At 72.6% G+C, this 24750-nt stretch carries 19 protein-coding genes and 2 pseudogenes; 17 read left to right on the plus strand and 4 right to left on the minus strand.

Annotated features, from left to right (window positions below; translation table 11 throughout):
• Positions 1-64 precede the first annotated feature (64 nt).
• Positions 65-478, plus strand: coding sequence for a (2Fe-2S) ferredoxin domain-containing protein (locus tag IE185_RS17305; protein ID WP_138894221.1), 414 nt, complete (start codon positions 65-67; stop codon positions 476-478).
• A gap of 104 nt (positions 479-582) precedes the next feature.
• Here IE185_RS17305 and fdhD read toward each other — a convergent pair whose 3' ends face one another.
• The 4 genes and pseudogenes from fdhD to IE185_RS17325 all read right to left on the minus strand — a co-directional run bounded on the left by fdhD (position 583) and on the right by IE185_RS17325 (position 3309).
• Positions 583-1422, minus strand: a complete 840-nt coding sequence (fdhD, locus tag IE185_RS17310; RefSeq protein WP_138894220.1) for a formate dehydrogenase accessory sulfurtransferase FdhD — start codon at positions 1420-1422, stop codon at positions 583-585.
• 42 nt (positions 1423-1464) lie between these two features.
• Positions 1465-1797 (minus strand): annotated as a pseudogene (locus IE185_RS17315) (2Fe-2S iron-sulfur cluster-binding protein); the annotation flags it as partial.
• A pseudogene (locus tag IE185_RS17320) lies at positions 1786-2332 on the minus strand (molybdopterin oxidoreductase family protein); the annotation flags it as partial. The pseudogenes IE185_RS17320 and IE185_RS17315, both read right to left, overlap by 12 nt.
• On the minus strand, positions 2329-3309 hold the full coding sequence (locus IE185_RS17325) for a 2-dehydropantoate 2-reductase (RefSeq protein WP_170198257.1): 981 nt from the start codon (positions 3307-3309) through the stop codon (positions 2329-2331). The pseudogene IE185_RS17320 and the gene IE185_RS17325, both read right to left, overlap by 4 nt.
• A gap of 152 nt (positions 3310-3461) precedes the next feature.
• On the opposite strand from IE185_RS17325, the gene IE185_RS17330 reads away from it, so the two are divergent.
• From IE185_RS17330 to IE185_RS17405, 16 genes are all read left to right on the plus strand, one after another.
• Positions 3462-4409, plus strand: a complete 948-nt coding sequence (locus tag IE185_RS17330; protein WP_138894218.1) for a beta-ketoacyl-ACP synthase III — start codon at positions 3462-3464, stop codon at positions 4407-4409.
• Between the two features lie 128 nt (positions 4410-4537).
• Positions 4538-5212, plus strand: coding sequence for a GntR family transcriptional regulator (locus IE185_RS17335; RefSeq protein ID WP_138894217.1), 675 nt, complete (start codon positions 4538-4540; stop codon positions 5210-5212).
• Between the two features lie 269 nt (positions 5213-5481).
• Entirely contained in the window at positions 5482-6663 is a 1182-nt protein-coding gene (locus IE185_RS17340) for an ROK family transcriptional regulator (protein WP_138894235.1), read from the plus strand.
• 229 nt (positions 6664-6892) lie between these two features.
• Positions 6893-8440, plus strand: coding sequence for a sugar ABC transporter ATP-binding protein (locus tag IE185_RS17345; RefSeq protein ID WP_138894216.1), 1548 nt, complete (start codon positions 6893-6895; stop codon positions 8438-8440).
• A complete protein-coding gene (locus IE185_RS17350; protein WP_138894215.1) occupies positions 8437-9468 on the plus strand; it encodes an ABC transporter permease in 1032 nt (343 codons plus the stop codon). The genes IE185_RS17345 and IE185_RS17350 overlap by 4 nt, the downstream gene beginning before the upstream one ends.
• 90 nt (positions 9469-9558) lie before the next feature.
• Positions 9559-10599: a substrate-binding domain-containing protein gene (locus tag IE185_RS17355; RefSeq protein ID WP_138894214.1), complete on the plus strand. Its 1041-nt coding sequence runs from the start codon at positions 9559-9561 to the stop codon at positions 10597-10599.
• A 64-nt stretch (positions 10600-10663) separates the two neighbouring features.
• Positions 10664-11923 carry a Gfo/Idh/MocA family protein gene (locus IE185_RS17360; RefSeq protein WP_189715455.1) on the plus strand — a complete coding sequence of 420 codons (1260 nt, stop codon included), beginning with the start codon at positions 10664-10666 and terminating at the stop codon, positions 11921-11923.
• A gap of 15 nt (positions 11924-11938) precedes the next feature.
• Positions 11939-12943, plus strand: a complete 1005-nt coding sequence (locus IE185_RS17365) for a sugar phosphate isomerase/epimerase family protein (protein ID WP_138898165.1) — start codon at positions 11939-11941, stop codon at positions 12941-12943.
• Positions 12944-13259: 316 nt separating this feature from the next.
• Positions 13260-17006, plus strand: coding sequence for a ThuA domain-containing protein (locus tag IE185_RS17370; RefSeq protein WP_189715457.1), 3747 nt, complete (start codon positions 13260-13262; stop codon positions 17004-17006).
• 156 nt (positions 17007-17162) lie between these two features.
• Positions 17163-18308, plus strand: a complete 1146-nt coding sequence (locus tag IE185_RS17375; protein ID WP_138898880.1) for an inositol-3-phosphate synthase — start codon at positions 17163-17165, stop codon at positions 18306-18308.
• Positions 18305-19492 carry an SCO3242 family prenyltransferase gene (locus tag IE185_RS17380; RefSeq protein WP_138898881.1) on the plus strand — a complete coding sequence of 396 codons (1188 nt, stop codon included), beginning with the start codon at positions 18305-18307 and terminating at the stop codon, positions 19490-19492. Before IE185_RS17375 ends, IE185_RS17380 begins: the two co-directional genes overlap by 4 nt.
• A complete protein-coding gene (locus IE185_RS17385) occupies positions 19489-20427 on the plus strand; it encodes a sugar phosphate isomerase/epimerase family protein (protein WP_138898882.1) in 939 nt (312 codons plus the stop codon). Before IE185_RS17380 ends, IE185_RS17385 begins: the two co-directional genes overlap by 4 nt.
• Positions 20412-21278 (plus strand): EboA domain-containing protein, encoded by an 867-nt coding sequence (locus tag IE185_RS17390; protein ID WP_189715459.1) that lies wholly within the window; start codon positions 20412-20414, stop codon positions 21276-21278. The genes IE185_RS17385 and IE185_RS17390 overlap by 16 nt, the downstream gene beginning before the upstream one ends.
• Positions 21278-22129, plus strand: a complete 852-nt coding sequence (locus IE185_RS17395) for a TatD family hydrolase (protein WP_138899322.1) — start codon at positions 21278-21280, stop codon at positions 22127-22129. The genes IE185_RS17390 and IE185_RS17395 overlap by 1 nt, the downstream gene beginning before the upstream one ends.
• A gap of 17 nt (positions 22130-22146) precedes the next feature.
• Positions 22147-23316, plus strand: a complete 1170-nt coding sequence (gene eboE / locus IE185_RS17400; RefSeq protein ID WP_189715461.1) for a metabolite traffic protein EboE — start codon at positions 22147-22149, stop codon at positions 23314-23316.
• The gene (locus IE185_RS17405) at positions 23313-24719 is read left to right on the plus strand and encodes an alkaline phosphatase family protein (protein ID WP_189715463.1); all 1407 of its coding nucleotides are present in this window, start codon (positions 23313-23315) and stop codon (positions 24717-24719) included. Before eboE ends, IE185_RS17405 begins: the two co-directional genes overlap by 4 nt.
• The last annotated feature ends 31 nt before the right edge of the window (positions 24720-24750 follow it).

Below are 24750 nucleotides of genomic sequence, written 5' to 3' on the forward strand. Positions count from 1 at the left end.
AACGTGACCAACCCCTCCCGCCGGGCGCCGACGCCCCACCGCGCCCGGCTGGCAAGATCGTCAAGTGACTTCCGCGATACGTCCCTTCGGGCCCCGCCCCTGCGCCCTCACCGTGTGCCGAGGCTGCTGCTGCGGCGACGCCCGGAAGAACCCCGGCACGGACCACGAGGGCCAGCTGCGCCGTCTGCGCGACGCGGCCGCCGCGTCCGGCGGGCGGCTGCTCGTGCGTACCAGCGACTGCCTCGGCCCGTGCGGCCAGGCCAACGTCGTGGTCGTCCAGCCCTCCACGGAGGGCCGCCGCAGAGGCGGCCGCGCCGCCTGGGTCGGCTGGGCGCTGGACGACGACTGCACGGACGACATCCTCGCCTGGGTCGCGGCCGGCGGCCCCGGCGTCGCGAAACCCCCCGCCACCCTCGCGCTCCAGTTCATCCCGCCACCGGCCGAGGCCAGGCAGCGCGCCCGCCGCGGCAAGCGCTAGCGCGGGTCCGGTCCGCGAGCGGAGAGGACCGGCGAGCGGAGAGGCCCGGCCGCGCAGGGGGCGCTCCCCGCCGGCCGGGCCCGTATCCCGTGTCGCGGGGCGCGTCAGACCCCGGAGTGCAGGGCGATGCGCTCGTCGCCCGCGTACACGTTCATGTTGGGTCCGCGCAGGAAGCCGACCAGGGTCAGACCCGTCTCGGCCGCCAGGTCCACGGCCAGCGAGGAAGGCGCCGAGACCGCCGCCAGCACCGGGATCCCGGCCATGACCGCCTTCTGCGCCAACTCGAACGAGGCCCGCCCCGAGACCAGCAGCACCGCCCGCGACAGCGGCAGGCGCCCGTCCGTGAGCGCCCGGCCCACGAGCTTGTCGACCGCGTTGTGCCGGCCCACGTCCTCCCGCACGTCGAGCAGTTCGCCCTCCTCCGAGAAGAGCGCCGCCGCGTGCAGACCCCCGGTCCTGTCGAACACCTGCTGCGCCGCGCGGAGCCGGTCGGGGAGGCCGGCGAGCAGTTCGGGCGTCAGACGGACCGGGGGAGTGTCGGCGATCGGGAAGCGGGCCGTGGTGCGGACCGCGTCCAGGCTGGCCTTGCCGCACAGGCCGCACGACGACGTCGTGTAGACGTTGCGCTCCAGGGTGATGTCGGGGACCGGGACGCCGGGGGCCAGCCGCACGTCCACCACGTTGTACGTGTTGGAACCGTCCGCCGTCGCCCCCGCGCAGTACACGATCGACCGCACCTCCTCGGCGGCGCCCAGCACTCCCTCGCTCACCAGGAACCCGGCCGCGAGCGCGAAGTCGTCGCCGGGCGTGCGCATGGTGATCGCGAGGGGCTTGCCGTTCAGGCGGATCTCCAGCGGCTCCTCGGCGACCAGCGTGTCCGGCCGGGTGCTCACCGCCCCGTCCCGGACGCGGATGACGCGGCGGCGCTCGGTGACCCGTCCCATGGTGATCAGTCCGTTTCCTCGGGTTCTTCGTGATCCGCGCGGTCAGCGCTGCTGTACGTGCTGGTAGCCGAACCGGCCCTTGATGCACAGGTTGCCGTGGGTCACCGGGTTGTCGTGCGCCGAGGTGACCTTGACGATCTCATTGTCCTGCACGTGCAGGGTGAGGTTGCAGCCGACGCCGCAGTACGCGCACACCGAGTCCGTCAGCGGGGCGTCCTGCTCCACCGAGATGCGGGCGTCGAAGCCCCGGCCCGCGACGGCGATGGCGAAGGTGTTCTGCCACTGCTCCCCGCACGCGTCGACGCACTTGAGGCAGAGGATGCACTTGTCGTCGTCGCGGACGTAGAGCTCGTTGTCGATCCTCGCCTGCTCGCTGTCGGCCTCCGACTGGGCCGGGTTCTCGCCGATGCAGTAGACCGCCCGCAGCTCGCGGCTCTCCATCGCCTCGAACATCCCCGTCAGCGTCATGCCGTACCGGGGCTGGATGACCGTCTCCCAGGTACGTTCGAACTTGCCCCGCGCCACCGGGTCGAGGATGTCCTGGAAGCCGGGCAGCCGGTTCGGGATGGCGCCCATGTCGCCGCCGCCCTGGACGTTGTTCTGCCCGCGCAGCGGCTGCACGCCCGCGCCGTACCGTCCGCATCAGGATCAGGTCGGTGTGCTCCACCTCCTCGTACGACGAGGTGCCGCCGCCCGAGCCGAACGCCGCCGAGAGCCCGGCCACGCTCGGCGCGTGGCACGTCCGGTTGCACGAGTCGACGTTGCTGGTGCCCATGACCACCCGGGTGAACTTCCGGGCGACGTAGTTCATCTCGTCCCAGCCCGCTCGGCGCAGGACAACCTCGGAGTCGCGGACGAGCGGGTGGGTCAGCCGTGCGTACTGCGTGGGCTGCCTGTCTTTCCTTTTCACGGTGCGCTTCCGGACGAGGAGGAGGTCTGGGCCAGCAGGTCCGCCAGCGCGTGGATCGCGCGCAGCGTCGGTACGGGGGTGCCGGTCACGCCGGCGAGTTCGACGACGGCGGCGAGCAGGACGTCGAGTTCGAGCGGTTTGCCCTTCTCCAGATCCTGGAGGGTGGACGTCTTGTGGTCGCCGACGCGCTCGGCGCCCGTGATCCGCCGCTCCACGGAGATCCCGGGGCGGCAGCCCACCGCGGTGGCGACCGCCAGCGTCTCGCGCATCATCGACTCGACGAGCGCGCGGGTGTCCGGATGGCGGCAGATCCAGATGTCGTTCCTGAGGTCCGGTTCCACGGGGCACTTCAGGCCGCCCGCCCGTATGGCCTCGCTGAAGTCGAGGCAGCGGCGGGAGACCTCACGGCCCGGCTCGCCGATGGAGAAGCGGGTGCCTTCCAGATGCCGTACGACACCGGGGGCCTCCAGTGCGGTGGCGGCGTACACGACGCACCCGATGGCGCGTGCCGGTGGCAGGGTCGCGCTGACCGTGCCCGCCGGGTCGACGCTCTCGATGCGGCGGCCGGCGTGCGGCCCCGGCAGGCCGTGGAAGGCCCTCCAGGGGATGCCGTTCTGGGCGGCGATGACCGCCGTCCGGTCGTGCAGCAGCGGGTGTACGAGCGGGCCCGACGCGGCGTAGGAGTTCGCCTTGAGGCCGAGGAAGACGTAGTCGACGGGCCCGACCTCGGCCGGGTCGTCCGTCGCGGCGGGCCGCGCGGTGAAGTCGCCGCGCGGGCTGAGCACCCGGACACCGTCCCGGCGCATGGCGGCGAGGTGCGGGCCACGGGCGATCAGATGGACCTCGGCGCCGGCGCGGTGCAGCGCGGCCCCGACATACGCGCCGATGGCTCCGGCGCCGACAACTGCGACTTTCACGGGGCTCTCCGATCGGTTGACGGACCGAGTGAGGGGGAGCGAGTATGGTCGACAGAATATTGTCTACAGTATGTGGGTGGTCAAGGGTTGCCGTCAGCAGGAAGCTCCAAAGAGTCGGGAGCGAATCCTGTCGGTTCACCTGCCCTCGTACCGGTGAGTCACAAAGAAGACTGGACCGTTCCGACTGTCCGCAAAGAGGGGTGGAACCGCCAATGACCGGCTCACGAGTCGTCGCGCTCGGGCACTATCAGCCTGCCAAGGTGCTCACGAACGACGATCTGGCGGCCATGGTCGACACCACCGACGAGTGGATCACCAGCCGGGTGGGCATCAAGACCCGCCACGTCGCGGGCCCCGACGAGCCCGTCGACGAGCTGGCCGCGCACGCCGGGGCCAAGGCCCTGGCCGCCGCCGGGCTCACCCCGGCCGACGTGGACCTGGTCCTGGTCGCCACCTCCACCGCGATCAACCGTTCGCCCAACATGGCGGCGCGGGTGGCGGCCCGCCTCGGGATGAAGTCGCCGGCGGTCATGGACCTCAACGTCGTCTGCTCGGGCTTCACGCACGCCCTCGCCACCGCCGACCACGCCGTACGGGCCGGATCCGCGACCCGGGCCCTGGTGATCGGCGCCGACAAGATGGCCGAGATCGCCGACTGGGCCGACCGCACCACCTGCGTGCTCGTCGGCGACGGCGCGGGCGCCGCGGTCGTCGAGGCGTGCGCCGACGACGAGGAGCCGGGCATCGGCCCGGTGCTCTGGGGTTCGGTGCCGGAGATGGGCCACGCCGTACGGATCGAGGGCACGCCCCCGCGTTTCGCCCAGGAGGGTCAGTCCGTCTACCGCTGGGCCACCACCCAGCTGCCGCCCATCGCGCGCAAGGTCTGCGAGCGGGCCGGTGTGACGCCCCAGGAGCTGGCGGCGGTCGTACTGCACCAGGCGAACCTGCGGATCATCGAGCCGGTCGCGCAGAAGATCGGCGCCGTGAACGCGGTGATCGCCCGCGATGTGGTCGACTCCGGCAACACCTCGGCGGCCAGCATCCCCATGGCCCTGTCCAAGCTGATCGAGCGCGGCGAGATCGAGTCCGGCGCGCCGGTCCTGCTCTTCGGCTTCGGCGGCAACCTCTCGTACGCCGGCCAGGTCATCCGCTGCCCCTGACGCGCCGGACGGCGCCCGGCGTGACGAGGAGCTCGGCATACCCCCGATCGGCGATCGCGATCGGTAGACTGTAGACGATAGCCAATTCGTCCGCGCTCGCCGATGTTGGCCCGAAGGGGGACACCGCGATGTTGTCCGCAGGACTGCCGCAAGGGACCGTACCCAGGCTGGAGAGGCCGGGACCACTCCGCGAGCGCGTGTACGAGGCGCTGCTCGAACTCATCACGACCCGGACCCTGCGGCCCGGCCAGCACCTGATCGAGTCCGAGCTCGCCGGGCACCTCGGGGTGTCCAGGCAGCCCGTCCGTGAGGCGTTGCAGCGGCTCAACACCGAGGGGTGGGTCGATCTGCGGCCCGCGCAGGGCGCGTTCGTGCACGAACCCACCGAGGAAGAGGCCGACCAGCTCCTGTCCGTCCGCACGCTGCTGGAGGCGGAGGCGGCCAGGCTCGCCGCCGCGAGCGCCGGGCCGGCCGCGATCGCCGCGCTCGAAGAGGTGTGCGCGAAGGGTGAGCGGGCGGTCGCGGACGACGACGTGGACCTCGCCGTGTCGCTCAACGCCCAGTTCCACGCCAAGGTCATGGAGCTGGCGGGCAACGTCGTGCTCACCGAGCTGGCGGCGCAGGTCGGCCGGCGCGTCCGCTGGTACTACACGCCCGTCGCCCGGCAGCGCGGCATGCAGTCCTGGATCGAGCACCGCGAGCTGATCGCCGCCATCGCGGACCGCGACGAGCGGCGCGCCACCGAGATCATGCGCGCCCACACGGAGCACACCCGCACGACGTACCACGAGCGCGCCGCCTGAGCGAGCGCCCCTGCACACGGGTGGCCGGGAACGAGCGGCCTGTACGCGGGTGGCCCGGCCGCACTTCGTCACCGCGCGCCCTGCCCGCCCCCCGCCAACCAGCCGCACGGCGGGGCCGTTTGTGCACGGAACCGTCTTTGTCCTCGGTGTGGAGAAAGTTGAGGTGGATTCCCGCGCAACTTCTTCCCACTCCCGGCAGCCGCTGCTACGTTCCCCTCCAAAGCCCGGCAGTGAACGGCCGATGAGGCAGGGAGGGGCACGTGAGACGGATGACGGCTCGACCGGCGAACGCGCATCAGGCGCGGCTGCTCCGTCTGCTGCGTGACGGCGGACCCAACTCCCGCGCCCAGCTGGGCGATCAGATCGATCTCTCCCGTTCCAAACTCGCCGTCGAGGTCGACCGGCTCCTCGACACCGGCCTGGTCGTCGCCGACGGCCTCGCCGCCTCCCGGGGCGGCCGCCGCTCGCACAACATCCGGCTCGCGCCCGCCCTGCGCTTCCTCGGCATCGACATCGGCGCCACCTCGATCGACGTGGCCGTCACCAACGCCGAGCTGGAGGTGCTCGGCCACCTCAACCACCCCATGGACGTACGGGAGGGCCCGGTCGCGGTCTTCGAGCAGGCCCTCGCCCTGGCGGCCAAGCTCAAGGCGTCCGGCCTCGCCGAGGGCTTCGACGGCGCGGGCATCGGCGTGCCGGGCCCGGTCCGCTTCCCGGAGGGCGTGCCGGTCGCGCCGCCGATCATGCCCGGCTGGGACGGCTTTCCCGTACGCGAGGCACTCAGCCAGGAGCTGGGCTGCCCCGTCATGGTCGACAACGACGTGAACCTGATGGCGATGGGGGAGCAGCACGCGGGTGTCGCACGCTCGGTGGGCGACTTCCTCTGCGTCAAGATCGGCACCGGCATCGGCTGCGGCATCGTCGTCGGCGGCGAGGTCTACCGGGGCACGACCGGCAGCGCCGGCGACATCGGCCACATCCAGGTCGAACCGGAGGGCCGGTCCTGCGCCTGCGGCAACAAGGGCTGCCTGGAAGCCCATTTCAGCGGCGCCGCGCTCGCCCGCGACGCCGAGGACGCGGCCCGCTCCGGCCGCTCGCCCGAACTGGCGGCGCGCCTCGACGCGGCCGGACGGCTCACGGCCGCCGACGTGGCCGCCGCGGCGGCCGCCGGCGACGCCACCTCGCTCGATCTCATCCGCGAGGGCGGCAACCGCGTCGGCCAGGTCATCGCGGGACTCGTCAGCTTCTTCAACCCCGGGCTCGTGGTGATCGGCGGCGGGGTGACCGGCCTCGGCCACACCCTGCTCGCCAGCGTCCGCACCCAGGTCTACCGCCAGTCGCTGCCGCTGGCGACCGGCAACCTGCCCATCGTCCTGGGCGAGCTGGGGGCCGCCGCCGGCGTGATCGGCGCGGCCAGGCTCATCAGCGACCACCTGTTCTCGCCGGCCTGACCCGGCCGGCGCCCGTACGACCCGTACGCCACACGCAACGCGAACGGCACCACCTCACAGCGCCGGCTCCGCCGTGCCCAGCTCCGTCCTGCCCGCCTGCCCGCTTCTTTCCGTCCCGCTCGTCCCAGCCGTACCTCCCGAACCGCCCGCACCACCCGTACCCGTACTGCCCCTGCTCCGTCCTGCCCTGCTCGCTCACCGGCCGCCGCACCAGCCGAGGGGAACCGTCATGGCACCACCGCAAGCAGCCCCAGCAGCCCCGCCCCTTCTTCTCACCATGTCCGGCATCACCAAGTCCTTCCCCGGTGTCCGGGCCCTCGACGGCGTCGACCTGGAGGTCCAGGCCGGCGAGGTCCACTGCCTGCTCGGCCAGAACGGCGCCGGGAAATCCACCCTCATCAAGGTCCTCGCCGGCGTGCACCAGCCCGACGGCGGCGAGATCACCTGGCAGGGGGCCGCCGTCACGCTCAAGTCGCCCATCGCCGCCATGCGCCTGGGCATCGCCACCATCTACCAGGAACTCGACCTGGTGGAGGGCCTGTCGGTCGCCGAGAACATCTTCCTCGGCCACGAACCCACCACCGCCGGCTTCGTCGTACGCGGCAGACAGGCCCGCGCCTCGGCCACCGCCCTCCTCGAACGCCTCGGCCACGCCGAGATCGACGCCGGCAGCCTCGTCGGCTCGCTCTCCGCCGCCCAGCAGCAGATCGTGTCGATGGCGCGGGCCCTCTCCCACGACGTACGCCTCATCGTGATGGACGAGCCCTCCGCCGCCCTCGACCCCGACGAGGTCGACAACCTCTTCCGCATCGTCGCCGGACTCACGGCGGACGGCGTCGCCGTCGTCTACATCTCCCACCGGCTGGAGGAGATCCGGCGCATCGGCGACCGCGTGACCGTACTCAAGGACGGCCGCGCGGTCGCGGTCGGCCTGCCCGCCAGGAGCACTCCGACCCGTGACGTCGTCGCGCTGATGACCGGCCGCGACGTCGAGTACGTCTTCCCCCGGCGGCCCGGGGACGGTGCTCGGGCCGCCGGGGCGGAACCGGTTCTGCGCGTCGAAGGACTGTCCAGGGACGGGGAGTTCGCGGCGCTCGACCTCGACGTCCGCCCCGGCGAGATCGTCGGTCTCGCCGGACTGGTCGGCTCCGGGCGCTCCGAGGTCCTGGAGACGGTCTACGGCGCGCGCAAACCCAGCACCGGCCGTGTGCTCGTCGACGGCCGGCCCCTGCGCCCCGGCAGCGTCCGCGCCGCCGTCCGCGCCGGCATCGGACTCGCCCCCGAGGAGCGCAAGGCCCAGGGCCTGCTGATGCTCGAATCCGTCACGCGCAACGTGTCCGTGTCGACCCTGTCCCGCTTCTCGCGCGGCGGCTGGCTCGACCGTACGGCCGAACGCGAGGCCGCCCGTGCCGCCACCCGCGAACTGTCCCTGCGGCCGGACAACCCCGACGCCCCCGTCCGCACCCTCTCCGGCGGCAACCAGCAGAAGGCCGTCCTCGCCCGCTGGCTGCTGCGCGGCTGCCGCGTCCTGCTGCTCGACGAGCCGACGCGCGGCGTCGACGTCGGCGCGCGGGCCGAGCTGTACGCCGTGATCCGCCGGCTGGCCGACGAAGGCCTCGCGGTACTTCTCGTATCCAGCGAGGTCCCCGAAGTCCTGGGCCTCGCCGACCGGGTGCTGGTGCTCAGGGAGGGCCGCGTCGTCCACACCGCGCCCGCCCGGGAGCTCGACGAGCACCGCGTACTCGACCTCGTGATGGAAGGGAGCCCCACGCCATGACGCAGCCAGTCTCGCCGGCGCAGCGGCACCAGCAGGACGGACCGGCCGCCACCCCCGCCAAGACGCCCGCGCGGCAGCCGGCCGGGCTGCGCCCGGACGTACGCAACCTGTCGCTGCTCGGCGTCCTCGCGGTCCTGGTCGCGGTCGGCGGCTTCACCAAACCCGAGCAGTTCCTGGACAGCAGCAACCTCCAGCTCGTCCTCACCCAGGCGTCCGTCATCGGCGTCGTCACCGTCGGCATGACCTTCGTCATCACCAGCGGCGGCATCGACCTGTCGGTCGGCGCGATCGTGGCCCTCGCCTCGGTGTGGGCGACGACGCTCGCGACGCAGGAGTACGGCTTCGCGGGCATCCTCTTCACCGCGGTCGTCGTGGGTCTCGCCTGCGGGCTCGTCAACGGGCTGCTCATCGCGTACGGCGGGATGGTGCCGTTCATCGCGACGCTCGCCATGCTGGCGTCGGCCCGCGGCCTCGCCCTGCAGATCACCGACGGCAAGACGCAGATCGTCACCGTCGACTCCGTGCTGGACCTCGGCGTCCCCGACTCCTACGTCCTCGGCATACCGCCCCTCGTGCTGGTCTTCGCCGTCGTCACCGTCGTCGGCTGGCTGCTGCTCAACCGCACCACCTTCGGGCGGCGCACCGTCGCGGTCGGTGGCAACGCGGAAGCGGCCAGGCTCGCCGGGATCGACGTACGCCGCCAGCGCCTCTACCTCTACCTGCTGTCCGGACTGTGCTGCGGAATCGCCGCCTTCCTCCTGGTCGTCCTGTCCGGCTCGGGCCAGAACACCAACGGGAACCTGTACGAACTCGACGCCATCGCGGCGGCCATCATCGGCGGGACGCTGCTCAGCGGCGGCCGGGGCACCATCGTCGGCTCCGTGCTCGGCGTCCTGGTCTTCACCACCATCACCAACATCTTCGCCCTCAACAACCTCCAGAGCGACGTCCAGCAGATCGCCAAGGGCGCCATCATCGTCGCCGCCGTCCTGGTCCAGCGCCGCACCGCGCGCGACGGCGCGATCTGATCCGGGCCGCTGTCGCCCGTCTCCCTTTCTCCTTCTCCCGCTTCCCCCCGCCCCGTCCCGCACGCCCTGACCTGAAGGGTTGGAACCGCCATGCCAGAAACCAGTCGCAGAGGACTGCTCTTCGGCACCGCCGCCGTGTCCGCCGGCGCTCTGCTCACCGCCTGCACCAGCAACGAGCCCAAGACCAAGGAACCGGCCGCGAACAACGAGCCGGCCGCCTCCGACGACAAGCCCGGCAAGAAGGTCACGATCGGTTTCGCGGGCCCGCAGGCCGACCACGGCTGGCTCAACGCCATCAACGAGAACGCGAAGTCACGCGCCGGGAAGTACTCCGAGGTGACCCTGGAGATCACCGAGGGGTCGAACGACACGGCCGCGCAGATCGGCCAGGTCCAGACGCTGATCAACAAGAAGGTCGACGTACTGGTGATCCTGCCGGCCGACGGCAAGGCCCTCACCCAGGTCGGCCTCCAGGCGATGAAGGCGGGCATCCCCGTCATCAACCTGGACCGCGTCTTCGCGTCCCCGCAGGCCTACCGCTGCTGGATCGGCGGCGACAACTACGGCATGGGCCTCAACGCGGGCAACTACATCGGCGAGCGGCTCAAGGACAAGAAGAACGCCAAGGTGGTGGAGCTCGCGGGGCTCGACAACCTGGAGCTGACCAAGCAGCGCAGCCAGGGCTTCGCGGACGCCCTCAAGAACTACCCCAACATCAAGCGCGTGGCCCGCCAGGCGGCCGACTTCACCGTCGAGTCCGGGCAGGCCAAGATGGCCCAGCTGCTCCAGGCGCAGAAGCAGTTCGACGCGCTGTGGAACCACGACGACGACCAGGGCGTGGGCGCCCTGCGTGCCATCGAGCAGGCCGGGCGCGACGACTTCCTGATGGTCGGCGGGGCCGGGGCCAAGGCCGCGATGGACGCCATCAAGGCCGACAACAGCGTGCTGAAGGCCACCGTCCTCTACCCGCCGACCATGGCCGCCTCCGCCATCGACCTGGCCCGCGCGCTGGGCCAGGGCAAGGGGGTGGGCGGGATGTCGGAACTGGAGATCCCGGCCTCGATCACCCTCTACTCGGCCGTCGTCACCAAGGACAACGTCGACGAGTACCTGCCGACGGGCTTCAGCTGACCGGGCCGCGGCGCCCGCCTGCCCCCCACCGTGCGAGTGACGAGTTCGACGAGGAGGAATCCGTATGGCCCGCAGGGAAGAGTCACAGACGGAGACAGAGGCCGGGACAGCCGCCGGAACGGGCGCGCCGGCCGGTGTGCGGTCGCCGGCGCTCGGCGTCGGCATGGTCGGGTACGCGTTCATGGGAGCCGCCCACTCGCAGGGCTGGCGCACCGCGGGCCGCGTGTTCGACCTGCCGGTACGGCCGGTCCTGGCGGCCGTCTGCGGACGCGACGCGGTGGCCGTGCGCGCCGCGGCGGACCAGCACGGATGGGCGGCGGCGGAGACCGACTGGCGTGACCTGATCGCCCGCGACGACGTACAGATCGTCGACATCTGCACGCCGGGCGACAGCCACGCCGAGATCGCCGTCGCCGCGCTCGAAGCGGGCAAGCACGTGCTGTGCGAGAAGCCGCTGGCCAACTCGGTCGCCGAGGCGGAGGCGATGACCGCCGCCGCCGAGCGCGCCCGGGCGCGGGGCCAGGTGGCGATGGTCGGCTTCAACTACCGCCGGGTTCCCGCCATGACGTACGCCCGGCGGCTGGTCGCCCAGGGGCGGCTCGGGGCGCTCCGGCACGTACGCGTCACCTATCTCCAGGACTGGCTCGTCGACCCGGACTTCCCCCTGACCTGGCGGCTCCAGCGCGAGCACGCGGGCTCGGGCGCGCTCGGCGACCTGGGGGCGCACATCGTCGACCTCGCGCAGTACCTGGCGGGCGAGCCGGTGGTGGGGGTGTCCGCGATGACCGAGACGTTCGTACGGTCGCGGCCGCTGCCGGCGGCCGCTTCGGCGGGGCTCGCGGCGGGGGCCACGGGGGCCGGGCGCGGTGCGGTGACGGTCGACGACGCCGCCCTGTTCACGGCGCGGCTGGCCTCGGGGGCGCTGGCCTCGTTCGAGGCGACGCGCACGGCGGCGGGCCGCAAGAACGCGCTCAGCGTCGAACTCAACGGTGAGCGGGGTTCGTTGGCCTTCGACCTGGAACGGCTGAACGAACTGTCCTTCCACGACCACACCGAGCCCGCCGTCTCCTCCGGGTTCCGCCGGATCCTGGTGACCGAGCCGCAGCACCCGTACCTGGAGGCGTGGTGGCCGCCGGGCCACGCCCTGGGGTACGAGCACACCTTCGTCCACCAGGCGCGCGACCTGCTGCACGCCATCGCCACCGGCACCGACCCGGAGCCGTCCTTCGCGGACGGGCTGCGGGTGCAGCGGGTGCTGGCGGCGGTGGAGGAGAGCGCCCAGAAGAACGCTATCTACACGCCCGTACTCCCCGCACTCCCGTAGGAGGGCCGTTCCCGCATGCCACGACCATTCACCCTCTTCACCGGCCAGTGGGCCGACCTGCCACTGGAGGAGGTCTGCCGACTCGCCCGCGACTTCGGCTACGACGGCCTCGAACTCGCCTGCTGGGGCGACCACTTCGAAGTCGACAAGGCGCTGAACGAACCCGGCTACCTGGCAGGACGGCACCAGCTCCTCGACAAGTACGGCCTCGGATGCTGGGCGATCTCCAACCACCTGGTCGGCCAGGCGGTCTGCGACGCGCCCATCGACGAGCGCCACCAGGCCATCCTGCCGGCGCGGATCTGGGGCGACGGCGAACCCGAGGGCGTACGGGGCCGGGCCGCGGCCGAGATGGCGGACACGGCCCGGGCCGCCGCCGCCTTCGGCGTCCGTACGGTCATCGGCTTCACCGGCTCCTCGATCTGGCACCTGGTGGCGATGTTCCCGCCCGTACCGCCGCGCATGATCGAGCGGGGGTACGAGGACTTCGCCGAGCGGTGGAACCCCGTCCTCGACGTCTTCGACGCGGAGGGGGTGCGTTTCGCCCACGAGGTGCACCCGAGCGAGATCGCGTACGACTACTGGACGACGCGGCGGGCCCTGGAGGCGGTCGGGCACCGGCCGGCGTTCGGGCTGAACTTCGACCCGAGCCACTTCGTGTGGCAGGACCTGGACCCGGTCGGGTTCCTGTACGACTTCCGGGACCGGATCTACCACGTGGACTGCAAGGAGGCGCGCAAGCGGCTCGACGGGCGCAACGGCCGCCTCGGCTCGCACCTGCCGTGGGGCGACCCGCGGCGCGGCTGGGACTTCGTGTCGGCCGGGCACGGTGACGTCCCCTGGGAGGACGTGTTCCGGATGCTGCGCTCCATCGGATACGAGGGGCCGGTCTCGGTGGAGTGGGAGGACGCGGGGATGGACCGCCTCACAGGGGCGCCGGAAGCCCTCGCCACGCTGAAGCGGTACGACTTCGACCCGCCGAGCGCGTCGTTCGACGCGGCGTTCGGGGGCGCGGACTAGGCCCCGCCACCGGGGCGCGTCCCCCCGCGAGGGGCCCCGGGCGGGGCAGCGCACGGCAGCCCGGCGGCACAGTGCCGCCGGGCCGGTCCGGGCTGAGCCCCGGCCGCTTTGTCCTGCGGCGGGAGAAAGTTCAACTTCCTTGCCGCACAAGGGCTTTCCGTTCCGGACGAACGCGGCTACCGTCCCTGAGGTGTACAGGACATGACTCCGGTACCGGTATGACGGCGCATTCCGGTGCCGGTTCCGTATTGAGAGAGCTTCCCGCCCGGCACCGGTGCAGGACGAGCACCGCCCGGCCCACTCCCGGAGGACACTCGTGCACAGGAAACGGCTCAGAGCCGGATCGGCCCGAAAAACCCTCGCACTCCTCACCGGCGGCCTCCTCGCCGCCACGTCGCTCGCCCTGACCCCCACCGTGTCCACCGCCGCCGAGCACCCCGAACCGATCGGCGGCGCGGGTTCGGCGCCCGCCGCCGAACCCGCCGCCGAGGACTTCCAGCAGGTCACCCTCGCCAAGGGCGAGCCCGAGACGGGCGAGCCCATGTCGCTCGCCGTGCTTCCCGACCGCAGCGTCCTGCACACCTCGCGCGACGGCGAGCTCCGCATGACCGACGCGGCCGGCAACACGCGTGTCGTCGGCACCATCCCGGTCTACTCGCACGACGAAGAGGGCCTCCAGGGCATCGGCATCGACCCGGAGTTCAGCGAGAACCGGCGCATCTACCTCTATTACGCGCCCCCGATGGACACGCCGGCGGGCGACGCCCCCAACGAGGGCACGGCCGCCGACTTCGCCAAGTTCGACGGCGTCAACCGGCTCTCGCGCTTCGAACTCAAGGCCGACGGCACGCTCGACAACGCCAGCGAGAAGAAGATCCTCGACGTACCCGCGACCCGCGGCATCTGCTGCCATGTCGGCGGCGACATCGACTTCGACGCGCAGGGCAACCTCTACCTCTCGACCGGCGACGACTCCAACCCCTTCGCCTCCGACGGCTTCACCCCCATCGACGAACGCCCGGACCGCAACCCGGCGTACGACGCCCGTCGCACCTCCGGCAACACCAACGACCTGCGCGGCAAGATCCTGCGCATCAAGGTGAACGACGACGGCTCGTACGCGGTTCCCGAGGGCAACCTGTTCGCGCCCGGCACCGACAAGACGCGCCCCGAAATCTACGCCATGGGCTTCCGCAACCCCTTCCGCTTCAGCGTCGACAAGCCCACCGGCGTCCTGTACGTCGGCGACTACGGGCCCGACGCCGGCGCCGCCGACCCGAAACGCGGCCCGGCCGGACAGGTCGAGTTCGCCCGCGTCACCGAGCCCGGCAACTTCGGCTGGCCCTTCTGCACCGGCAAGAACGACGCGTACGTCGACTACGACTTCGCGACGAAGGAGTCCGGCGCGAAGTTCGACTGCGCCGCGCCGAAGAACACCTCGCCGCACAACACCGGCCTGACCGACCTGCCCCCCGCCCAGGAGGCGTGGATCCCGTACGACGGCGGCTCGGTCCCCGAGTTCGGCACCGGCTCGGAGTCCCCGATGGGCGGACCCGTCTACCGGTACGACAAGGACCTCGACTCCCCGGTGAAGTTCCCCGAGGCCTACGACGGCGACTTCTTCGCGGGCGAGTTCGGCCGGCGCTGGATCAAGCGCGTGGAGCAGGACGCGAACGGCGCCGTGCAGTCCATCAACCCCGTCCCGTGGACCGGCACCCAGGTCATGGACTCCGCCTTCGGCCCCGACGGCGCGCTGTACGTCCTCGACTACGGCACCGCCTGGTTCGGCGGCAACGAGAACTCCGGCCTCTACCGCATCGAGAACGCCACCAGCGGCCACTCGCCCGTCGCGGAGGCCGCGGCCGACAAGACCTCGGGCCAGGCCCCGCTGCGCGTGAGGTTCTCCTCCGCGGGGACGACGGACTCCGACGGCGACGCCCTGAAGTACTCCTGGACCTTCGGCGACGGTGGCACGTCGACGGCGGCCAACCCCACGTACACGTACCGCAGGAACGGCACCTACACCGCCACCGTCACCGCCAAGGACAGCACCGGGCGCACCGGCTCGGCGAGCGTGCGGATCGTCGTCGGCAACACCGCGCCCAAGGTGACGCTCGAACTGCCCGGCGACGGCCAGCTCTTCACCTTCGGCGACGACGTGCCCTTCAAGGTGAAGGTCACCGACCCCGAGGACGGCACGGTCGACTGCGCCAAGGTCAAGGTGACGTACGTCCTCGGCCACGACAGCCACGGCCACCCGATCACCTCGGCCAACGGCTGCACCGGCACCATCAAGACCCCGGCCGACAGCAGCCACGACCCCAACGCCAACATCTTCGCGGTGTTCGACGCCGAGTACACGGACGGCGGAGGCGGCGGCCAGGAGCCGCTGACGACCCACGACCAGAAGGTGCTCCAGCCCAAGCAGCGCCAGGCCGAGCACTACGCAAGCCAGAGCGGCGTCGCACCGCAGAGCAAGCCGGCCGCGCACGGCGGCAAGACCGTCGGCGACATCGACGACGGGGACTGGATCGCCTTCAAGCCCTACCGGGTCGGAGACGCCACCTCCCTCACCGCACGCGTCTCCTCCGGGGGAGCGGGCGGCACCCTCGAAGTCCGTACCGGAGCGCCCGACGGCAGGCTCATCGGCTCCACCGTCGTCCCCGTCACGGGCGGCTGGGACGTCTTCCAGGACGTCACCACCACCATCAAGCGGCCCCCGGCCGGCACCACCACGCTCTACCTGGTCTTCAAGGGCGGCGCGGGAGCGCTCTACGACCTCGACGACTTCACCTTCTCGACGGCGAGGGGCGACGCCACCCCCAAGAAGCGGGTCCTGGTCTTCTCCAAGACCGCCGGATTCCGCCACGACTCCATCGCGACGGGCATCACCGCGCTCAAGGAACTCGGCGCGCAGCGCGGCCTCGCCGTCGACGCGACCGAGGAGGCCAGGCAGTTCACCCCGCAGAACCTCGCCCGCTACGACGCGGTCGCGTTCCTCTCCACGACCGGCGACGTGCTGAACGCCCACCAGCAGACGGTCTTCGAGCAGTACGTCGCCGACGGCGGCGGCTACCTCGGCATCCACGCGGCCGCCGACACCGAGTACGACTGGAAGTTCTACGGCGGACTCGTCGGCGCGCACTTCGACTCGCACCCGCAGATCCAGTCGGCGACCGTACGCGTCGAGGACCACGACCACCCCGCCACCGCGCACCTGGACAGCACCTGGCAGCGCACCGACGAGTGGTACAACTACCGCACCAACCCCCGCGACCAGGCCCGCGTCCTGGCCACCCTCGACGAGACGAGCTACACCGGCGGGAACATGAAGGGCGACCACCCGATCGCCTGGTGCCAGCCGTACGAGGGCGGGCGCTCCTTCTACACGGGCGGCGGTCACACGAAGGAGTCGTACGCCGAACCGGCCTTCCGCAAGCACCTGCTCGGCGGGCTGCTCTACGCGACCGGCATCGCCAAGGCCGACTGCAAGCCCTCCAAGGGCTACCGGCCGATCTTCAACGGCGAGACCCACGAAGGCTGGAAGCAGGCCGGCCCCGGCTCCTTCGAGATCAAGGACGACCGCACGCTGAACTCCGTCGGCGGCATGGGCATGCTCTGGTACCAGGCCAAGGAGCTGAAGTCGTACTCGCTCAAGCTCGACTGGAAGATGGCCGGTGACGACAACTCCGGGATCTTCGTGGGCTTCCCGGCCTCCGACGACCCGTGGTCGGCCGTCGACAAGGGGTACGAGATCCAGATCGACGCGACCGACGCCCCCGACCGCACCACCGGGTCCGTGTACGGCTTCAAGGCGGCGAACATCGCCGCCCGGGACGCCGCGCTCAACCCGCCGGGGGAGTGGAACACGTACGAGATCAGGGTCGGGGGAGAACGGCTGCGGCTCTTCCTCAACGGCGTGAAGATCAACGACTTCACGAACACCGATCCCGCGCGCAGCCTGGCCGAGGGGCACATCGGCATCCAGAACCACGGCGCCGGCGACCAGGTCTCCTTCCGCAACATCAAGCTCAAGGAGACGGCGGTGAGCAACGGCTCCTGACGGCCGCCCCCAGGACCGGCGGCGGGCGGGAGCACGCCGAGCCCCCGCCCGCCGCCCCCACCTCGTCCACGCGTTTCCCGCCTCACCGCACCTCCGCACGCCCGCTCCACTTCCCCACCTCTCCATCTCTCCATCGCTCTGGCAGGGAGGCAGCCCGTGACCACCCCATCCGAAGGCACGACGGCGCACACGGCAACGGCACGGACCGGCGTGTGGTTCGTCGGAGCGCGTGGTTCCGTCGCCACCACCGCCGTCGCGGGCTGCGCGGCGCTCACGGCGGGGCTGCACGCCCCGGACGGCCTCGTCACCGAGACCCCGCCGTTCGCCGGGAGCGGGCTGGCCCCGCTCGCCTCGCTCGTCTTCGGCGGACACGACACGGTGAGCTGCCCCCTGCCCAAACGGGCCGAGGAACTGGAGGCCGGCGGTGTCCTGCCGTACGGTCTGGCCTCCGCCGTACGCAGCGAACTGGCCGCCGCCGACCGGGAGATCCGCACCGGCGGCCCCCTGCCCGGGGACACGCGCGGCGACGAGGAACTCATCGGCACGTTCGCGGCGGACCTGCGCGACTTCGCCCGGCGCCAGTGCCTGGACCGGGTCGTGGTCGTCAACGTGGCCTCGACCGAACCCGCGCCCGCGGACCCCGACACCCTGCCGCCCAGCTCCCTCTACGCGGCCGCGGCGCTGCGGGCAGGCTGCCCGTACGTCAACTTCACCCCCTCCACCGGGCTGCGCGCACCGGCCCTCCAGGACGCCGTCACGGCCAGTGGCCTTCCCCACGCGGGACGCGACGGCAAGACGGGCCAGACGCTGCTCCGTTCCGTACTCGCCCCGATGTTCGTCCAGCGCGCCCTGTCCGTACGGGCGTGGTCCGGCACGAACCTGCTCGGCGGCGGGGACGGGGCGGCGCTGGCCGACCCGGCCGCGGCTGCGGCCAAGAACGCGGGCAAGAACCGGGTACTGGCCGACACGCTCGGCGTGCTGCCCGAGGGCGACGTCCACATCGACGACGTACCGGCGCTCGGCGAGTGGAAGACGGCGTGGGACCACATCGCCTTCGACGGCTTCCTCGGCTCGCGGATGACGCTCCAGACGACGTGGCAGGGCTGCGACTCGGCGCTCGCGGCGCCGCTGGTGCTGGACCTCGCCCGGCTGGTGGCCCGCGCCCACGAGGTGGGCGTGTCCGGCCCGCTGCCGGAGCTGGGCTTCTACTTCAAGGACCCGGACGACGGCGGCCCGGCGGCGCTCGCGGCGCAGTACGAGGCGCTGCTCGGCTTCGGGGCGCGGCTGCGGGCGGCCCGATGAGGCCGGCCGCGCGCGCGGCCGCGTGGGCGCAACTCCTGCGCGTGTCCGCCCTGTTCACCGTCCCGGGCGACGCGGTGGCGGGCGCGGCGTCCGTCGGCGTACGGCCGAACCGCGGAACGGCGCTGGCCGTGGGAGCCTCGCTGTGCCTGTACGAGGCGGGCATGGCGCTCAACGACTGGGCGGATCGCGCCGAGGACGCGGTGGACCGTCCGCACCGCCCCATCCCTTCGGGCCGCGTCACACCTCGGGCCGCCCTGGCGGCGTCGGGCGCGCTGACGGCCGCGGGCCTCGCGCTGGCCGCCGGGGCGGGCCGGCCGGCGCTGGCGGTGGCCTCGGGGCTGGCCGCCACGATCTGGGCGTACGACCTGCGCCTGAAGCACACCCCGGCGGCCCCCGCGGCGATGGCCGCGGCCCGGGCCCTGGACCTGCTCCTGGGCGCGACGGCGACGGCGACACGGGCCCGGTCGGACACTCTCCCCGCGCGTCTCGCTGCTTCCCGAGGCTTTCGGCCGCCGGGCGGGCCCGCTGCGGCCGGGGCAGGCGCTCACGACGCGGCCGGCCATGCGCGGCGCCGGGACCCGGCCCGTCCGGCGTCCGTCGAGCGGGGTCCGGAGGGAATCCTCGGTGCGCCCGGCGGCGGGGCGAGGAACGAGGGCCGCAGGACACGGCCCACCCCAGGACGCGACGCACTGACCGCCGCGACCGTGCTCGGCGCGCACACCTACGCCGTCACGGCGGTCTCGCGCCGGGAAACGCAGGGCGGCTCCACCACAGCGCCTCTCGCCGCCCTCGCGGCAACCGCCGTACTGGCCACCCTGACCGCCCGCACCCGCCCCGGTGACGCGGGCGCCGTGGCGCCGCCCCGGGGAGCCGGTGGCGCACCCGCGCCGGCCACCCGGCAACCACGCGCCCGCCACCGAGGCCACAGAGTCGCCACCCACTTGGCGACCCCCGCCGGCCTCGCGGCCGCCGCCTACTTCCGCACCGCCGCCAAGCCGTTCCTGCACGCCGTGCTCAACCCCTCGCCGGCCCTCACCCAGCGGGCCGTCGGCGGCGGGATCCGGGCCATGATCCCGCTGCAGGCCGCGCTCGCCGCCCGTAGCGGTGCGGCCGGGACCGGGGCGGCGCTCCTCGGGCTCGTGCCCGTCGCCCGCAAACTGTCGCGAAAGGTGAGTCCCACATGACCGGCGACCCCGTACGTCACTCCGGCCCCGGCCCCCGCTCCGCACCCGGGCCCGTCCGGTTCGGCTACGGGACCAACGGGCTCACCGACCTGCGGCTGGACGACGCCCTCGCCCTCCTCGCCGACCTCGGGTACGACGGCGTCGGGCTGACGCTCGACCACATGCACCTGGACCCCCTCGCCCCCGGACTCGCCGCCGAAACGGCCCGCGTGGCCCGCAGGCTGTCGCAGCTCGGCCTGGGCGTGACCGTCGAGACCGGCGCGCGGTACGTGCTCGACCCGCGCCGCAAGCACGGTCCGTCCCTGCTCGACCCGGACCCGGCCGGCCGCGCCGCCCGCGTCGGCCTGCTCGTCACGGCGGTAGGCGTGGCGGCGGACCTGGGCGCCCACGCCGTCCACTGCTTCAGCGGCGTCACCCCGGCCGGCACCCCGCCCGACACCGCCTGGCAGCGGCTGACGGCATCGCTCGCCCCCGTGGCCGACGCGGCCGCCACCGCCGGCGTACCGCTCGCCGTCGAGCCGGAACCCGGTCACCTCCTCGCCACTCTCGCCGACTTCCACCACCTGCGCGGTGCCCTCGGCGACCCTTCCTCCCTCGGCCTGACCCTGGACATCGGCCACTGCCAGTGCCTGGAACCGTCCTCGCCCGCCGACTGCGTGCGCGAGGCCGCTCCGTGGCTGCGGCACGTGCAGATCGAGGACATGCGCCGGGGTGTGCACGAGCATCTGCCGTTCGGGGACGGCGAGATCGACTTCCCGCCGGTACTGGAGGCACTCGCCACCAGCGGCTACCAGGGCCTGACGGTCGTCGAACTGCCCCGCCACTCGCACGCCGGGCCCGCCCTGGCCGCACAGTCCCTCGACTTCCTGCGTGGGGCGCTGCCCGCCGGACCGCTCGTTCCGGCGGGGGGTGACGCGCGATGCCGACGGCACTGACCGAACTGACCAACGGCGCACCGGCCCCCGCCCTGCAAGCCGCACTCGAAGGACATCTGGCGGGTGCGGACCGCGTCTGGCTCCACGAGGCGCTGGCGGAGGCGGAGGCCGCAGCGGGGGACGAAGCCGAGGCGGGGGCCGGGGCTGCGGGCCGGTCCGCGTGGGCCCTCCCCACCTGGGAGATCCGGTTCGCCGAAGCCGGGCGTCACTGCCGCCCCGCCCAGGGCGGCCCGTCCGGCCCGAGCGCCCAGGACCTCGCCGACGCCGCCCGCGTCCTGATCCTGCACACCGTACGAGCCGACCACGACACCACCACCCGCCTCTACACGCACGGCACCGCCGCCGAACGCCGCGCCGTTCTGCTCGCCCTGCCGCACCTGAGCGCGCACATCCCCCCGGCTTCCGCCCTTCCGCTCGTCGAAGACGCCCTGCGCACCAACGACACCCGCCTCGTGGCCGCGGCCGTCGGCCCGTACGCCGCCGAGCACCTCGATCAGCACGCCTGGCGGCACGCCGTTCTCAAGTGCCTGTTCACCGGAGTGCCGGTGGACGCCGTCGACGGCCTGGCCCCGCGCGCCCGGGCCGACGCCGAACTGGCCCGGATGCTCCGCGACTACGCCGCCGAACGCACCGCCGCGAGCCGCCCCGTACCGGACGATCTCCACCGCGTCCTCGCCCTCACGGCCGACCGCGACACGGCAACCGGCCCGGACACGGCAACCGGCCCGGACACGGCAACCGGCCCGGACACGGCAACCGCCCCGGACGCGCCCGGCGACCGGGACACCACCGCCCGCCCGGACACGGCGGACCGCCCCCACGTCACGGCCGCCCCCACCGAGGAGTCCTGATGCGCATCTTCGACCCCCACATCCACATGACCTCCCGCACCACGGACGACTACGAGGCGATGTACGCCGCCGGAGTGCGCGCCGTCGTCGAGCCGTCCTTCTGGCTGGGCCAGCCCCGTACCTCGCCCGCCAGCTTCTTCGACTACTTCGACACGCTCCTCGGCTGGGAGCCCTTCCGCGCCTCCCAGTACGGCATCGCCCACCACTGCACGCTCGCCCTCAACCCCAAAGAGGCGAACGACCCCCGCTGCACCCCCGTTCTCGACGCGCTTCCCCGCTACCTCGTCAAGGACTCCGTCGTCGCCGTCGGCGAGATCGGCTACGACTCCATGACGCCCGCCGAGGACACCGCCCTCGCCGCCCAGCTCCAGCTCGCCGCCGACCACGGGCTGCCCGCCCTCGTGCACACCCCGCACCGCGACAAGCTCGCCGGTCTCCACCGCACCGTCGCCGTCATCCGTGAATCGGACCTCCCCCCGGAGCGCGTCCTGCTCGATCACCTCAACGAGACAACCGTAAAGGCCGCCACTGACAGCGGCTGCTGGCTCGGCTTCTCCGTCTACCCCGACACCAAGATGGACGAGGACCGTATGGTCGCCGTCATCAAGGACCACGGCACGGAGAAGGTACTGGTCAACTCCGCCGCCGACTGGGGGAAGAGCGACCCGCTCAAGACCCGCAAGGTCGGCGACGCCCTGCTCGCCGCCGGCTTCACCGAGGACGACGTCGACCAGGTCCTGTGGCGCAACCCCGTCGCCTTCTACGGCCTCAGCGGCCGCCTGCGGCTCGACGTGACCGACGCCCCCGAGCCGCTCCACGAGGGCAACTCCATCCTCCGCGGCGGGGAATGAGAAGGAGGACAGCCACCATGCGCTTCCGCCACCCCGACGGTTCCACCGTCCACCTCGCGTACTGCACCAACGTCCACCCCGCCGAGACCCTCGACGGCGTCCTCGCGCAGCTGCGCGACCACTGCGAGCCCGTCCGCAGACGCCTCGGCCGCGACCGCCTCGGCATCGGTCTGTGGCTCGCGAGGGACGCCGCGCGCGCCCTGATCACCGACCCGGCGGCCCTGCGCGGCCTGCGCGGCGAACTGGACAGACGCGGACTGGAAGTCGTCACCCTCAACGGCTTCCCGTACGCCGGGTTCGGCGCCGAAGAGGTCAAGTACCGCGTCTACCGGCCCGACTGGACCGAGGCCCCGCGGCTCGACCACACCACGGACCTCGCCCACCTCCTCGCCGCGCTGCTGCCCGAAGACGTCACCGAGGGCACGATCTCCACCCTCCCGCTCGCCTGGCGCGTCCCCTTCGGCGCGGCCGCCGCCCAGGCCGCCCGCACGGCGCTCACCACCCTGGGGGAGCGCCTCGACGTACTGGAGGAGCTGACGGGCAAGTCCGTCCGCGTCGGTCTGGAACCCGAGCCGGGCTGCACCGTCGAGACCACCGCCGACGCCATCGGCCCCCTCACCGACCTGGCCTCCCCGCGCGTCGGCGTCTGCGTCGACACCTGCCACCTCGCCACCTCCTTCGAGGATCCGGCGACCGCCCTCGACGCGCTCACCGCGGCCGGCGTCACCCTCCCCAAAGCCCAGCTCTCCGCCGCCCTGCACGCCGAGCACCCCCACCTCCCCGAGGTGCGCGAAGCCCTCGCCGCCTTCGCCGAACCCCGCTTCCTCCACCAGACCCGCACCCGCACCGCGGCCGGCCTGCGCGGCACCGACGACCTCGACGAGGCCCTCACCGGGGCGGTGCTCCCCGACGGCGCCCCCTGGCGCGCCCACTTCCACGTTCCCCTGCACGCCCCGCCCGCCCCGCCGCTCACCTCCACCCTCCCGGTGCTCCAGGACGCCCTCGCCCGCCTCGTCGGCGGCCCCGCGCCCCTCACCCGGCACCTGGAGGTCGAGACGTACACCTGGCAGGCCCTCCCGCCCGAGCTGCGCCCCCGCAACCGCACCCAGCTCGCCGAGGGGATCGCCGCCGAACTCGTCCTCGCCCGCGACCTCCTGGTCGACCTCGGCCTCAAGGAGCTGCCGTGACCGAGACACCCGCCAACGGCGGCCCCACGCCCCTGCTCGTCCTGGACGTCGTCGGCCTCACCCCGCGGCTGCTCGCCCACATGCCGCACCTCGGGCGGCTCGCCCAATCCGGCTCCCAGGCCCCCCTCGGCACCGTCCTGCCCGCCGTCACCTGCGCCGCCCAGTCGACCTTCCTCACCGGCACCACCCCCGCCGAGCACGGCATCGTCGGCAACGGCTGGTACTTCCGCGAACTCGGCGAAGTACTCCTGTGGCGCCAGCACAACGGCCTCGTCGCCGGCGACAAGATCTGGGACGCCGCCCGCCGCGCCCATCCCGGCTACACCGTCGCCAACATCTGCTGGTGGTACGCGATGGGCGCCGACACCGACTACACCGTCACCCCACGCCCCGTCTACTACGCCGACGGCCGCAAGGAACCCGACTGCTACACCCGGCCCCCGTCCCTCCACGACGAACTCACCGACCGGTTCGGCACGTTCCCCCTCTTCCACTTCTGGGGCCCCGGCGCCGACCTCGTCTCCTCCCAATGGATCATCGACGCCACGCGCCACATCCTGCGCACCCGCCACCCCGACCTGGCCCTGTGCTACCTCCCGCACCTCGACTACGACCTCCAGCGCTACGGCCCCGACGACCCCCGCGCGCACCGCGCCGCGGCCGACCTCGACGCCGCCCTCGCACCGCTGCTCGACGACGCGAGGGCCGAGGGCCGTACGGTCGTGGCGCTCTCCGAGTACGGCATCACCCGCGTCTCGCGACCCGTCGACATCAACCGGGCCCTGCGCCGCGCCGGCCTCGTCGAGGTCCACACCCAGGACGGCATGGAGTATCTGGACCCCATGACCTCACGGGCGTTCGCCGTGGCCGACCACCAGCTCGCGCACGTCTACGTCCGACACCCCGAGAACCCCGAGAACATGGCAGCCGCCCGCGCCGCTCTCGCGGACCTCGAAGGCGTCGCCGAACTCCTCGACGACGAGGGCAAGAAGAGCCACGGCCTCGACCACCCACGCTCCGGCGAGCTGGTCGCGGTGGCGGAGCCCGACGCCTGGTTCACGTACTACTACTGGCTCGACGACGCGAAGGCCCCGGACTTCGCCCAGCTCGTCGAGATCCACCGCAAACCCGGCTACGACCCGGTCGAACTCTTCATGGACCCCCTCGATCCGTACGTACGCGTGAAAGCGGCCACCGCACTCGCCCGCAAGAAGCTCGGCATGCGCTACCGCATGGCGGTCGTGCCCCTCGACCCCTCACCTGTCCGCGGCAGCCACGGCCGCCTCCCCGAGAGCGACGGCGAAGGTCCGCTCATCCTGTGCTCCACCCCCCGCGCCGTCGACGGCCGCGTAGCGGCCACCGATGTGAAAGCCCTGCTCCTCCAGCTTGCCGGACTGCACTGACAAGAGCCCTGACGAAGGAGTTTCCACCCGT

It is taken from the genome of Streptomyces chryseus, assembly GCF_014650755.1.
GTDB lineage: Bacteria > Actinomycetota > Actinomycetes > Streptomycetales > Streptomycetaceae > Streptomyces > Streptomyces chryseus.